Source organism: Paenibacillus sp. EC2-1 (assembly GCF_049311625.1).
GTDB lineage: Bacteria > Bacillota > Bacilli > Paenibacillales > Paenibacillaceae > Paenibacillus_AQ.
Genome location: NZ_CP186006.1, coordinates 538,700 through 552,853 on the forward strand (window position 1 = coordinate 538,700; position 14,154 = coordinate 552,853).

Consider the following 14,154-nt stretch of genomic DNA (forward strand, 5'->3'; position numbering starts at 1 on the left):
GGGGCCTGTGAAACAACAGACACTTTCAACGAAGACAGCTGGAGAACTCGTATCGCCTAGCCGAAAGATAGCTGCAAAAGGACTATCCGGAGCCTTAAAGCTGCTGCTGCTAGTGTACGCCTTGCTTACGCTGTATCCACTGTATTGGTTGTTTATTAGCGCATTTAAGACAAACCAGGATTTCTTCAACAATCCCTATGGATTGCCCCTGGTATGGATGAAGGAGAACATCTTCCGAGCGTGGGAGATGGGGAATATGGGAAGGGCGCTCATGAACTCTACGATCGTTACTATTGCCTCTGTTGTATTGACGATTGTGCTCAGTGTCTTGGCAGCATATGTACTGGCCCGGTTTCAGTTTCGTTTCAAAAAGGCCGTGATGGCACTGTTTCTGGCCGGTATGCTTATCCCGATCCATAGTACACTCGTTCCGTTATTTCTAATGATGAAAGAGATTGGACTGCTTAACACCTATGGTGCGTTGATCTTACCGTATACGGCTTTTGAGCTGCCGATTGCGATATTCTTAGCGATGGCATATATGGCTTCGATCCCAAGAGAAATTGAGGAAGCGGCCATGATTGATGGCAACGGTTGGTGGGGGATATTCGGGCGGATTATCCTGCCACTCTGTACCCCGATTGTAGCGACCATATCTATTCTTGCTTTCCTGCGCTTCTGGAATGACTTCTCCTTCGCGCTTGTGTTCATTAATTCGCAAGCACTGAAGACACTGCCACTGAGTCTGTCTCTGTTCTCAGACGGCTTCGGAACGGATTACAGTCTTACAATGGGAGCGATGGCGATAGCGGTAATTCCAACGATCGTCATTTATCTGATCCTGCAGGAGCAGATCATGAAGGGTATGGTGGCTGGGTCGATCAAGGGGTAAGAATCGCTCATTATTAATCTTAGCTCTTCAGTCACTCCGAATGCGGATCATTCTTCCGATCGCTGTTGCCCCCTGATTTCCTTGAATTTTGTTGTAAGTGATGAAATCCGGGGACAAATTATGCTTTCGAAGTAGCTTTCTAATAGAAAGCTTGTATCTTCTCCAGAATGATTCCGCCCTCTCCGTTGTAGCAGATCAAAGTCACTCTAAATTTATTAATGAGCGATTTCTTTTGGTATAGGGTTTAAATGTAGGTAGCGCGAAGCAGCGGAGAGAGTAGTTACTATAGGCACTTCGTTCCCATAGCGATTAAACACAAACAGGGTATTCCCAAGGTCAGCTGACCTTGGGAATACCCTATTGTTTTGTTGATTCTAAGAACGAATCCGGTGAACCGTAAACTGCCCAGTGGAGGCATGGAGCTTGCCTGTCACTTGCTGTGGATCAACCTTGTGATGCCGCTCTACGGCATAACGGAACTCATAGAATCCGCCAAGAGTAGCTTTGAAGTTCGTTTCCCAGTAGTTCGTAAGAATCCATGCATACGTGGAAGGCTTGCTGTCTTCTTCTTGCATCAGATGAAGCTTCCGAGGCTGGTGCTCAATCGAACCGAGCTGTAGAAGCGGTGTATCGGTCATCGAAACGGCAAGTGCTGTTTGATCCTTAGCCGAGTACCAGAACAATCCTTCCTGTACTGCGGTGTAATCAAGGCAACTACCTGGAAGCTGATCTTTCCATGGACGAACGAGACAGCCAGCTTTTTCTACATACAGCTCTGCATCTGAGCCCATAGAGAATGGAAGTGCAACATATACGTTCTCTGGAAGCCAGACGCTGTCCTTATGGAAACGGACGGACACCTCGACACGAGGTTGGTTGGCGAACATTTTAATATGAAGGGCATAGTAGGTGAGGCCCTTCACCTTAAAGACTAGCTCCAAAAGTGCGAACAAAGGTCCATTCTCTAGTACTTTTACCTGACTGAGTCGGCCGATATCTCGCTGTACGTTGGTTCCTTTCCGATTACGCCCCATGCGAGAACGTGTAGCATGTACCTGGGAAGGATTGTGTTCGTCTTGAGCAGGCGTCACTTCATAAACAGGAGTGAACGGCTCGTATTTACGGTTCACATCCAGTAAATTCGTAGTAAGAGTCTTATCGATCCATGCAGTGATACCTTCGTTAAGTGCCCATTCAATTCTCATGGATTCCGATTCAATGAAATCCTCACCAATTGTAATTGGAGAATTTGATGCAGGTGGAGACCAGATATCATATACTCCTTCACATGGAATGGGCTCGATATTACGGGCAGTGACTGTTTTTGCAAAAGGTGACTTTGCATCCGATTGCTGCAGCGAACGAATATGCAAGATGCGTGACTCTCCAGGTGAGAGCGTCAGTTCCGTAACGATTACTTGTGTATGCGACAACTGGTATGGTATCGATTGTCCTGTTTTTTCATCAACAAGCTCGAACTCGCTCTGTAGAATGACATTTTCCCAACCATCCAGCGGAATGCTTACAAGTAGTGTTGCCTCTGCTGATTCTGTATTAATGACCTCATAGCGCATTGGTCGATGAGGGGCAAGTAGAGCACCGTGACGAGCAACAAGTACTTTATCTAATGCGCGGTGAGCCAACTTACTTGCTTCAGCCGCATATGACTGCTTGCGAACTTCGAGCATTTGTACCTGTGGGTGCCATGGTTCATACACGGAAGAATGGTATCCCCAAGTATGCTCTGCATACATCGTCAGTGCCTGTGCTGCTTCGTCAATTTCCGATAGGCTTGCTGTCTCATGGTTAGGGTCTAAGCTTTTCACTTTACGGAGTGTACGCTGGGCATCACGGTAGATCTGGGTATGCATCGCTGTAGAAGCAACCCCGTCAGTCCACCAATCTGGCCAGTCTCCCCGGTGCACAGGTATGGAGGACAAGTCTTCCTGCTTCAATACCCCAAAAAATTCGGACAGAGTAGCGAGCTTAATTGTCACCTGCTCACCATATTGTTCGTTCCACTCGGTTATCCATTCCGCAATCTCAGCGTTCGGCGATGCGTTGTCTGTTCCAAGACCGGATACCATGATCGGTACGAAGTTATATGGATATTTCTCCTGTTCAAGATTTGATAAATATCGATTGATCCGTAAAGAAGCGATATCGTTATGACGAGGCTTCGGTTCCATGAGATAATGCTCGAGTTCGTCTTTAATCATGTATTTACCGAGTGCATTTGGACAGAATCCTAGCTCATTACCGAACATGTAGTGCTCTCCGTTCCAGACGAGCAGCTTGCCACCGTCTGGTGCTTCCCACCAGAATGGAGTTTGCTTGCGGCCAAGCGGATACATTCCGTGATGCGTATGGATGCAAGAGAATAAATTATCGATATTGTTCTGAAGTAAGCTTGAAGCATAACCCCAGCTGTATCCGTTGATGTCTGCAGTCATTGCACTATCGATTCGGTGGCCGAACGACGCTGCGTACTGCTGGGCTTTGGCGTGATTCCGAAGAAGTAGATCAAAGTCAGGCAGTTCGGTCATGTTCAAGTAAGTACCGGATAGTTCAATATCGCCCCGTAGTATTGCCTGTTGAAAAGCTTCCTTTTCGGCAGGTGTCGCTTCTTCAAGAAACTTCTCTACAGCCCAGAAGGTTTCACATGTCCAGCGGAATGGTTTCCACTCAGGATGCGTGCCACTGTGAGCAGCATCGGTAATCTTCAATGCTTGGCGAATAAAATCGACGTGATATTGTTCGATTCTTTCCTGACGCTCTGTATAACCGATATCCGTATGTGAATGATGAATGACATAGATTGTCCAGGGACGGACCGGTTTAGGTTCGTCTTTGATTGAATTACTCATATTAGATAACCCCCGATGTATTAGATAAGGAAGATGATAGATCTAGGTTAAATCGGCTTTTCGAACAATTGATGAATCCCTTGAAATACGGCGGACATTCCGTCTTGTAACGGAAGGATTGGAATAGAAAATGTCTCACCAAGAGCGTTCTGCACCTCGTTCTCCCAGAGAGAGAAGCTACTTGATATCTGTCCTCCAAGAACGATTCGGTGTGGGTGGAAGGCAGCGATATAAGGCAGCAACATGTCTCCAAATCTTCTTCCGTATTCATGGAATAGATCCAGAGCCGCTTCGTCTCCGTTACGAGCTGCGAGTGCAAGGTCTGCAACATCAGAAATGTTGGAGATCATACCACGTTCCGAGGCCATTTTCAGAATTCCTCTTCTTCCAAAATAGTCATCTATGATCCCGTCGCGGTAAGGCTCAGCGAAGAGCATACCCGTGGGTGGAACACCGTTCTTGTCTTGGATGATCTGTCTATTCTCGATAAAGGATGAACCGAGCCCCGTGCCAAGTGTTAAGCAGATTAGTCTTTCGCAAGGGAAGCGCAGGCTGACACCTAAACCAAACATATGGGCATCATTCCCGAAGCGTATATCCGCAGAAGCTAGCGCGTCTGGAATTTGGTCCGGAGATGTCTGCTTCAGTCTCGTAAATTCTGCTTGAAGTAGATTGCGAACAGACAGGTCATACAGTGCTTCATATTTATCAACGCCCTGAAGGAGTGCGACCCCCTCCTCATAATCGAACGGGCCAGGGAAAGCGAATCCGATCTGGATTGTATCTTCCCTGAATAACGGCCCGTAAGTGGAGATATAGGAGCCCAGTAATTCGAGACATACGCTAGCCAGTCTAGAAATAATGCTGGGCGCAGCATCTTGAGATTGGGAAGGTCGACTAAGGAATGATCCTTGTAAGACCTGCCCATTGACGAGAAGTACGCCCTTGATAACTGTTCCTCCAGCATCCAGTGCCAGTGTGATTACGGCAGGCATTCTGGATGCCATACTTCGTTCATTACCGGAACACATCGGAGGTCTCCTTGGATGAGGTCCATGAAGGTGGAAGAAGGGGCTGGCTCCAGTTCGGATTGACTCTTGCAACGATAAGTGTGCAGGTTGAACCAGACAGGTTCTCCAGTCGGTACTTCCCAACACTTGCTGGAATGATATAGGCTTCCGCGTATCCCCATTCAACCGCTGCCTTTTCGTTATCTATAGGCACGAGACGAACCCGCTCACCATCGACTAGATTGAACATAACAAATTCTCCTTGCGTATCTCCCTGCCATGTATCTTCTAGAGAAAGTCGGTTAACTTGGAACAGAAGATCATCGCGTTGTCCAAGTAATTCTTCTGTGTTATTACCTTGGCTGCTGACAACCTTAGGCCGAGCAATCAGTCCTTGTTCTACAGCAGGCGTATCCATAGCGTCGTTAATATTATGTTTGGCATGCTCGCCATTTAGAGGGCGTGGCTTACCGTCACGATCCAGACGTAAATAATCATAAATTTTAAAGGTAAACCACCAAGTTGTTGACGAAATCTCCAGCACCAGATTGTTTTTGCCGGAAGTATGAACCGTTCCAGGAGGGATGAGATAAAGCTCCCCGACCTGTGACTGGTACTCGTTCACATAGGAAGGTAACTCAAGGGGTGTTTCGTCTTGATGCGCACGTTCAACCGCTTCAAGTAGATCTGCCCCTGTCACGCCTTCTTTAAGTCCAAGACATACTTTGGCTCCTGGCGTATTCTTCATAATGTAATAGGATTCCTGCTGTGTCATATGCTCGTTAAATTGTGATTCGACATATGCCTGCTTGGGATGAACCTGAAGGGACAAGTCTCCACCTTCCATGGTATCCAGGTAGTCGAAGCGAATCGGGAAATAATCACCGAACAATTCTACATTGCGCTGTCCCATGATGTCGTAAGGCGCCGCTTCCATAAGTAAGGTAAATGGTAACTCGGCAACGGTATCTTGTACTTGGAGGAGAAGTGTGTTCTCCGGAGCAATTGGTTCAAAGCTCCATGCGCAGTTAGGCCATTCTTTAGGAAGATCAACTAACTTGTTCAAATATTGTCCACCCCAGATGCCGGGTGCAAAGAACGGTTTCACCCGAAACGGCTGCTGAGCAGTCTTGAGCAAGACATCCTTTAGAGCTTCTACAGGAAGAAACACTGGATTTTCAGGGTTATTTAAATCCATGTAATAGGCTTGTTGATTCAGGCGATCCGTATAATATGCCAACCATTCACGGCGGTAAGATTCCCATACTGGCCATTCAAGAAACAAGCAGTTCTTATAGGTTTCCACTTTGTCGGTGGATTCCCCGAAACCAAAGCTACCCATATGTTCTGCATGTCGCAACTGTTGATTTTCCCGAGAATAGTCAGCGAAGAAATAAAGATCAGATTCTCTGCTAGCTAACATAGCTGCTCCCGGACCGCATAATACATAAATGCCGCCCTTGCTGTCGATATCAATAGCTCTTTGCGCCAGAGATGTCTTTGCATCCGTCTGGAAATATTGAATAGGGCGCACATGGTTGCCCTTATAGCCGAATGCACGATTATCTGTTAAATACGGGGCCATTTCTGACCGAAGTTCGGATTCTTCTTTAAGATAATCGGATGTGAAGTCATAGGAGAAAGGAATCTCTTCTTCTTCACAAGCTTGTTGAAGTGGATGGAGTAAGGAGTAGAAATCAGCTCCATGGGTCCCGTCGAGTATGATCCGAACAGGCCGATTGTCCTGCATCTCTTTATAATTAGAAATCACAAGTGAGCACCAAGAATCTACACCATTGTTCATAAATCTAGGTCTATCTTGGAAGTCCACATGGTTAATTGGATGTGATTGAAAGGTTGATAAAGTTGTCATATTAAGTCCTCCCCCTCCGAGCTAAGCTTACGCTCTTATTGTAGAGGGAGTAGGGAGGAACGTCTTTATACAAAGAGGAAGCTTTTTTGTACAATAAGGACATGGGGAGTATTACTATGGGGATGAATCGAATCGTCCTTCGGTAAATTGTGAACGTCTAAATCTTGCGGGGGTCACACCGAGCTTCGCTGTGAACACGCGTGTAAAGTAGTGTACAGATTCAAAACCACATACGGCTGCGATCTCTTTAATCTGCCTGTCTGTGTTGAGAAGAAGATCCTTAGCCTTTTGCACACGCTGCTCCTGAACATAATGAACAAAAGACTGATGTCTGTATTTACTGAACAATCTTGTCAGGTGTCTAGGGGTAATATGCTGATGGCTTGCGACCCTCAGTAGGGTTAGAGGCTCGCTTAGATTATCTTTAATGAAAAGTTCAGCTTGATGGACGATGGCGGCCCCTTCATTGGTTTTCTTTGTATTATCGGATTCAATAGGTAGTTTTGGAGCATGAGCGACAAGGATGGAGATAATTAAAGAAACAGCTGTACTTTGCAAGGCAAGTAACGGATAGGACTTCCCCGGTTCAAACAAGGCTATGAGCGAATCCCATAATAGCGAGGTTGGCTGCATGGCTGTCTCGTGGATTACAGGTGTACCCTGCTCAGCAAGCAATTCGAACGATTGTCTATACATTTCGCTGCAAGCCGATTCCTCTGGCTCAAAGGCAACATAGCACAGCGAGAGGCCCTTCTGACTTTTGATATGATGCAATTTACCAGGCCTAGAAAGAAAGATAGTACCAGGTTCCAGTTCATATTGGATATCATCTTCAATGTAAGACCCATGTCCGGCCATTACATAACAAGCCTCGAAGAATGAATGCTTGTGCTCTGTATTATCAAAATGCTGAGGCATGAACCCCCAATAGTGTATATGTGCCGCTAGCTCTGCTTGCTCAATATGGTTTAAGGAATGATTCATCTCGGCATTAGCTCGTTTATATAAGTGGATAAGGGGTGCTTTGTCTCTAATCATAGTAGAACAAACCTCCTTCGCTAATATGTTGTCTATAGTAGGGTCTAGTATGGTTAAAATAATGAAGAATGCTTGCAATCACAGTGTAATCTATGTTTTTTTATTGTAAAGGAAATTTAGTTGGTAAATTAGTGCAACATCGGGCGAGGGTGTTGCGTCAATAGACTTGAAGCGATCCAGTGATCTTACTTCTTATGACAACTTAGAAAGGATGATAAACATGAAGAAACATCTTAAAAAGTCAGCAGCAGCACTTCTAGTATCAGCTTTGGCAGTATCCGGTGGAGCGGCTTATGCAGCACCAAGTGCGGATGTGAACCAAGATTCTCAGAAAGCCGAGCTGATCTCAGCCATTACAAATTATGCAGTAAGCATTAATGGTAAGGATGCAAAAAACACCGGGTTTATGAATCAAAAGACGAAGGAGATCATGCTCCCTCTTCGTGAAATTGCAGAAGCTTTAGGTTATGAGATCAAGTGGAACAAAGAGGACCGTTCCGCTGAGCTTACGAAAGAGAATACACCTGTATGGAGTCTCGTACAGACCGATAAAGATGAGTATAATGAGAATAAAATGCTCGTGAAACTCGGTACGGCTCCAGTAAACAGCGCCGGTACACTTTATGTACCAGCTAAATACTTCAGCGATGTGCTTCACCATGGTGTAGCTATTGAAGGTGCGCGTGTAGCCATTACGACCGAGGGATCGGAAGTAGAGGAAGCGAAGACAATGAAAGCAAATGGTGTTATTACTGCAGTTCACAATGATGAGAACCGTAAGGCTGTTCATATTAATGGTGCAGGACAAGACGGTATTATTCTGAATGTGGACGAGAATACGGTTATCTTGAATGCAGCGGGTGAGAAGATCGCACTTAAAGATCTGTCTCTCGGTCTTGATATCGAAGTGGTACACAGCCTTGCCATGACAATGAGTCTGCCAGGTCAAACGTATGCTTCCGAGATCAAAGTGAAGCAGGATTCCGAAGTGAAGGACCTGATCGGAACTTCAGGAACGATTACTCCTAACGAAGATAATACACAAATTACAGTTAAGGGCTTTGGTATGACGGAAGCTTCCCCATCAGAGGTTGTTCTTAACCTGTCTGATAAAACGGTAATTGTGGATCAAGACGGCAAAGAAGTGAAGGCAAGCCAACTGAAAAAGGACGATAAGGTCCTTGCTTTCTTCGGTCCTACACTGACGAAGAGCCTGCCACCAATCGGCAACGCTGTTAAAGTTGTTGTTTTGAAATAGTAAGTAGGACAAAGTAAGACTGGAAAGAAGCCTGACCGCGTGCGGTCAGGCTTCTTTCTCGTTGCCGGTGTTGTCGTTTAGGTGTTGAATCGAAGGAATCAAAGGAATAATTAGGGTGAAAGACGAATACTGTACAGCATTATCGTTCCTTGATCTTACCGTATAGGAGGAAGGCGCATGAAGCGCAGCTGGATGAACTCGCCGTATGCATTTTCGCTCGGAATGTTTGCGATGATGGTTCCAAGTCAGGCATTTAGCTCGTTTTACAGTTATTTTTATGTAGATAAGCTGGGGCTGGGTATTGGACTGGCTACACTGGCAAGAACCATCTTTCTCATCTGGGATGCCGTCAACAATCCTTTATTCGGGTATTGGTCAGATCGAACCAAGACGCGCTTTGGACGCCGCAGGCCTTGGGTGTTCGGTGCCATTCCACTGTTTATGCTTACGTTCATACTTATATTCTCGCCTCCCGATGGGTTATCGGAGAACGGTTTGTTTACATGGTTTTTGGTAGCTCTCATTCTGTATGAGGCTGTGGCAACTGTATTGTGGGTCAATTATGGCGCGTTATTCCCGGAGTTATTCCGCGGTGATCGTATTCGTGCAAAAGCATCAGCAATTCAGCAAGGCTATCAGGTGGTTGCCCTGCTCATAGGAACAGCCCTGACTCCTATTTTGTTTGGCATGATGGGCTTCTCTAATATGTCGATACTGTACGCCCTAATATTCGGTGTTTTTATGTTCTTATGTATGATGAGTGTCAGGGAACAGGCAGAGGTGATGCCAGGTGAACCGCCTAAGCTAGTAGAGGCCTTTCGTCAAACGCTAAAGAACAAGAAATTCTGGGTGTTCAATATCTCGAACTCATTTGCCCAGACCGTGAATGGATTGATCAGCTCCATCATTCCGTTTTACGCCAAGTATGTTCTGCAAATTCCCGAGAAGCAAGTATCGCTCCTGCTCGCAGCTGTTTTTATCTCTGTCATACCGCTTGTCTTTGTCTGGTACTTCATTATTCGCAGAATGGATGGGGTAAAGGCGTGGCGCCTATCCCTTGTGGTATATGGTTTGTCGGTTATACCGCTCTGGTTCGGTTATGATCTTGTGAGTGGGGTGGTTGCAGGGACTGCTGTCGGTTTCGGGCTTGCAGGGTTCTTGGTAACACCAGCGATGGTGGGCGGTAATATCATTGATGAAGACGCTGAGGTAACCGGGCAGCGAAGAGAAGGTATATATACGGCGGTAAGTGGTTTTATTACCCGTTCAAGTGGACTTATCTCAGCGTTAGCTTTTTTCGTGGTCGGTATGATATTCGGCTATGAAAGTGGGGATAATCCGGGGTCTGATCCTGAATCAACGTTTCGGTATTTGATTAGCGTCATTCCATTTGGTCTACTTCTCATTTCTGTTCTGATCTCTTTCTCAACAAAATTTCAGTTTCATCATAAAGCAGGAGGCTCCCTTGATCATGGACAAAAGACTGATTATAAACTGTGATGATTTCGGCCAGAGTGCAGCGATGAACAAGGCTATAATGCACATTTTAGAGGAGGGTAAGGCATCGTCAGCCACGATTATGGCTCCAGCCCCCGGGTTTGAGGAAGCAGCAGCCTGGAGCGCTAGGCGGCATCAGACAAATGTAGGACTTCATCTAACACTGACGAGCGAATTTGAGGCTTTACGATGGAGCAGTTTAACAGGACACCCATCACTGCATGATGAATCTGGGTACCAGTATCGTACGGTAAAAGAGTTTGAAGAGCGGGCTGAGACGAAGGCCGTTATAAGTGAGATCCATGCACAGTATGATATGGTTCAGAAATCCGGAATCCAGATAAGCCATGTCGATAATCATATGGGGAGTCTGTATGGGATCGAGACGGGTCGAAGTTTTCTGCCCCAGATGTTCTGGACAATATCACGCTGGGGCCTGCCTTCACGATTTTTCCGCTATATCTATAAAGAAGACCCTCTTCTAAGCTCACTATCCGATATTGAACGACCCGTAGCTCTTGCCTCCGGGCTTGCGGACACCTTCGGTGTACCGATCCCAGATTACCTGCTGTCCCATCCCTTCATTAAGCAGGAGGAAGAAACCTATGAGAGCTTTAAACAGAGTATCCTTGAGAAGTTATATAAGCTTCCGGATGGTGTGAGTGAGACTTACGTTCATCCCGGAGCAGACGATCCTTGGAGCATAGCGAACATTCCGAATTGGGAAAAAAGAGTATGGGAGTACCGTCTCCTCTTCGATGACGATTTCACATATACCTTGCGTGATGCAAAAGTAATTCTAACCGATTATCGCTATGTGCAGGAACATCTGAAGCGCCCGCGAGTGCGGTCGGCATTAAGACTTTTGCAGGTGCTTTTAAAGAAGTAGGAAGAAGATCATTCATGTAACACGCTCGCCATCATGCAACTTCTAAGATCAAATGAACGTTTAGAGAAGATGGAGGTGTTGCAGTTGAGCATGTTTAAGAAGGTAAGGTTTTGGCTTTCTCTCCTTTCGTTGATTGTGATTATATTGAACATGACAGGACAGGACGACAAGAATTTGTTATTTTTCTTTACAGGTCCAGCAAATATGTTCACCTTAGAGTATATAGGTAATGATCTGTCGATGGGGGTTCATTACTTGCTGCACATTGTATTTTGGTTCATTGTGGGTTGGGTTGTTGACTTGCTCATCTCGCGCTTCAGAAGAAGCGTGTAAGCTTGCAATAAATAAGTAACAGCTTAAAGGATCTGCTCAGGCCATATGGTCTGGCAGGTCCTTTTTGGTGATGAATATTACATCTTTTGTTATAAAAAAATTTCCATATAAGCATTGACCTGCGGACAATTGTCCGTTAGAATAAAAAACGCATTATCGGACAATTGTCCGTATATAGAACCTAAGGAGGATAAGGTCTTGGATATGGGAGTGGGGCCAAGTTCGGCCAAGATTGATGTAACGAAGTTAAAGAGAGGGCCGATTGTAGCTGCACTCATCATTGGCGCATTCGTTTCTATCTTGAACGAGACGCTGTTAAACATTGCTTTCCCAAGCTTGATGGAGCAGTTTGGCATTGGGGAATCAACTGTACAATGGTTATCAACATCCTACATGCTTGTTGTCGGGATACTGGTTCCGGTAACGGCGTTACTTCAACTGTGGTTTACCACAAGACAGATGTTTATAGGCGCAATGACGCTATTTTTGGTAGGTACCATTATATGTGGTTTCGCACCTGGTTTTGAGGTGCTGTTGGTTGGTCGTATTTTGCAAGCGTTCGGAACAGGTCTTATGCTGCCAGTTCTGATGAATACGATACTTAGTATTTATCCGCCTCAAAATCGGGGAGCGGCGATGGGGATGATCGGACTCGTTATTATGACAGCCCCTGCGATCGGACCAACGCTTTCCGGGTTGATCGTGGATTCAATGGGCTGGCGCTGGTTGTTCTACTTGGTTATTCCGCTGGCTGCATTCTCTATTGCTTTTGCGGCAATATTCTTGAAAAATGTATCGGAATTGACGAAACCGAAAGTGGACTTTGTCTCCATTATTCTATCAACCATCGGTTTTGGTGGAATTGTATATGGTTTCAGCAGTGCGGGAGAAGGCTCTTGGTCGGATCCAAAAGTCGTGTGGTGTATCACAGCAGGTGCGATTAGCTTATTGCTCTTTGTGTGGCGTCAATTGCGCATGAAGGAACCTATGCTGGATCTGCGCACCTTTAAGTTTCCTATGTTCTCACTGGTAACCGTACTGATGTTAGTATTAATGATGAGTATGTTCTCCACCATGATTATGTTGCCGTTGTTCCTGCAAAATGCTCTTGGATTAACCGCTCTGTCTGCAGGGCTTGTTATGATGCCTGGTGGTATTATCAACGGACTGATGGCACCCATCACAGGGAAGCTATTTGATAAATTTGGACCAAGGGTGTTAATTATCCCTGGATTAGTTCTTCTATGTGTTGCGATCTTCCTGTTCTCTCGCGTTGAATCTTCATGGACAGGTGGTTATGTCATCTTCCTTCATGTTATGATGATGATTGGTATTTCTATGGTAATGATGCCTGCTCAAACAACGGCTTTGAATCAGCTGCCGCGCTTGATGTACCCTCATGGTACAGCGATTATGAATACATTGCAGCAGGTAGCCGGGGCTGTAGGTATGGCACTCTTTATCAGCATCATGACAGCAGGATCCAAAAATTATGTGGAGACAACCGGAGATTTGAATCCGGTAGAGGCAATGGTTGCGGGTCTTCACAGTGCGTTTATAACTGGACTCGTTCTTGCAATTATTGCTTTGGTGCTGGGCTTCTTCGTGAAGCGTACAGCTGCACCAGTTGAAGAGCAGAAGTCAGCCGCATAACAGGTTCCTGTTTTCAAGTAGAAAGGGATGCAAGCATGACTAGCAGAAAAGAGAATGACGCTTTAGGTCAAAAGATCTTAGATACAGCGCAATCTTTATTTAATCAATACGGAGTCGAGGAAGTTTCCATGCATCAGGTTGCAAAAACGACAGGAATCGGTCAAGGGACTTTATACCGTCGTTTTTCAAGCAAGAGCAAAATTTGCTTCACCCTGATGGAAGCTAAGATCGACCGATTTATTGACGAATTGGATGTTTATCTCCGCAGTAGTGGCGAGGAATTGGTTGCCCTTCGGCTCCGGACAATTATGTATAGGGTAGTGCTCCTTATCAATGAAGATCTGGAAATGCTAAGGATTATGCTCATTCCTGCTCGGCTCGAGGACGCTAGAAACACGCTGGATGAAAATCCACCCTTCATTTATCTACGTACACAGATCCAAAGTCTTCTAGAGGATGCGGTTGAGCGAGGGGAAGCAAAATCGCTTGATCCGTTTGTCACATCCATACTGCTCTCTACACTTCCTCGTGCGGATATCATTCTTTATTTACGTGATATGGGGTATAGTGCAGAAGAGGTTGCTGAACAGTACTGTAGGAGCTTTATAGATCCATTGTTTATTCATACATGAGCAATCTTATATCTTTGAAGCCGTTCCTTTTGGGGGACGGCTTTTTTCGTGATTTCATTTTCAGTCTCTGAATAGGTGAAGATGGGCACAATTAGTGGAGTTGGTATCCTTGGGTTACTAACTGCTTCTCTCCCCCCCCCCTATGAGATGGAATCATCTTAAAGTATGGGTGTAAGTTGGAAGATATAAACGAAAGGGTCTTCTCTCTACTT

At 45.6% G+C, this 14,154-nt stretch carries 11 protein-coding genes; 7 read left to right on the forward strand and 4 right to left on the reverse strand.

Annotated features, from left to right (window positions below):
• The first annotated feature begins 7 nt into the window (after positions 1–7).
• The gene (locus tag ACK8P5_RS02570; protein ID WP_422659446.1) at positions 8–892 is read left to right on the forward strand and encodes a carbohydrate ABC transporter permease; all 885 of its coding nucleotides are present in this window, start codon (positions 8–10) and stop codon (positions 890–892) included.
• Positions 893–1,266: 374 nt separating this feature from the next.
• Here ACK8P5_RS02570 and ACK8P5_RS02575 read toward each other — a convergent pair whose 3' ends face one another.
• From ACK8P5_RS02575 to ACK8P5_RS02590, 4 genes are all read right to left on the reverse strand, one after another.
• Positions 1,267–3,759 (reverse strand): glycoside hydrolase, encoded by a 2,493-nt coding sequence (locus ACK8P5_RS02575; protein ID WP_422659447.1) that lies wholly within the window; start codon positions 3,757–3,759, stop codon positions 1,267–1,269.
• Between the two features lie 47 nt (positions 3,760–3,806).
• Positions 3,807–4,790: an ROK family protein gene (locus tag ACK8P5_RS02580; RefSeq protein WP_422659448.1), complete on the reverse strand. Its 984-nt coding sequence runs from the start codon at positions 4,788–4,790 to the stop codon at positions 3,807–3,809.
• Positions 4,777–6,642: a class I mannose-6-phosphate isomerase gene (locus ACK8P5_RS02585; protein WP_422659449.1), complete on the reverse strand. Its 1,866-nt coding sequence runs from the start codon at positions 6,640–6,642 to the stop codon at positions 4,777–4,779. The genes ACK8P5_RS02580 and ACK8P5_RS02585 overlap by 14 nt, the downstream gene beginning before the upstream one ends.
• Positions 6,643–6,756: 114 nt before the next feature.
• Complete coding sequence (locus ACK8P5_RS02590; protein WP_422659450.1) at positions 6,757–7,680, reverse strand: helix-turn-helix domain-containing protein; 924 nt, start codon at positions 7,678–7,680, stop codon at positions 6,757–6,759.
• Positions 7,681–7,900: 220 nt separating this feature from the next.
• Between ACK8P5_RS02590 and ACK8P5_RS02595 the strand changes: the two genes are divergently transcribed.
• The 6 genes from ACK8P5_RS02595 (at position 7,901) to ACK8P5_RS02620 (ending at position 13,942) form a co-directional block, all read left to right on the forward strand.
• On the forward strand, positions 7,901–8,938 hold the full coding sequence (locus ACK8P5_RS02595; protein ID WP_422659451.1) for a copper amine oxidase N-terminal domain-containing protein: 1,038 nt from the start codon (positions 7,901–7,903) through the stop codon (positions 8,936–8,938).
• Between the two features lie 177 nt (positions 8,939–9,115).
• Positions 9,116–10,438 carry an MFS transporter gene (locus ACK8P5_RS02600; protein ID WP_422659452.1) on the forward strand — a complete coding sequence of 441 codons (1,323 nt, stop codon included), beginning with the start codon at positions 9,116–9,118 and terminating at the stop codon, positions 10,436–10,438.
• Positions 10,410–11,324: a polysaccharide deacetylase family protein gene (locus tag ACK8P5_RS02605; protein ID WP_422659453.1), complete on the forward strand. Its 915-nt coding sequence runs from the start codon at positions 10,410–10,412 to the stop codon at positions 11,322–11,324. The genes ACK8P5_RS02600 and ACK8P5_RS02605 overlap by 29 nt, the downstream gene beginning before the upstream one ends.
• A gap of 33 nt (positions 11,325–11,357) precedes the next feature.
• Complete coding sequence (locus ACK8P5_RS02610) at positions 11,358–11,657, forward strand: hypothetical protein (protein ID WP_422659454.1); 300 nt, start codon at positions 11,358–11,360, stop codon at positions 11,655–11,657.
• Between the two features lie 204 nt (positions 11,658–11,861).
• The gene (locus tag ACK8P5_RS02615; RefSeq protein ID WP_422661344.1) at positions 11,862–13,310 is read left to right on the forward strand and encodes an MDR family MFS transporter; all 1,449 of its coding nucleotides are present in this window, start codon (positions 11,862–11,864) and stop codon (positions 13,308–13,310) included.
• Positions 13,311–13,345: 35 nt separating this feature from the next.
• Positions 13,346–13,942: a TetR/AcrR family transcriptional regulator gene (locus ACK8P5_RS02620; RefSeq protein WP_422659455.1), complete on the forward strand. Its 597-nt coding sequence runs from the start codon at positions 13,346–13,348 to the stop codon at positions 13,940–13,942.
• Positions 13,943–14,154 lie beyond the last annotated feature (212 nt).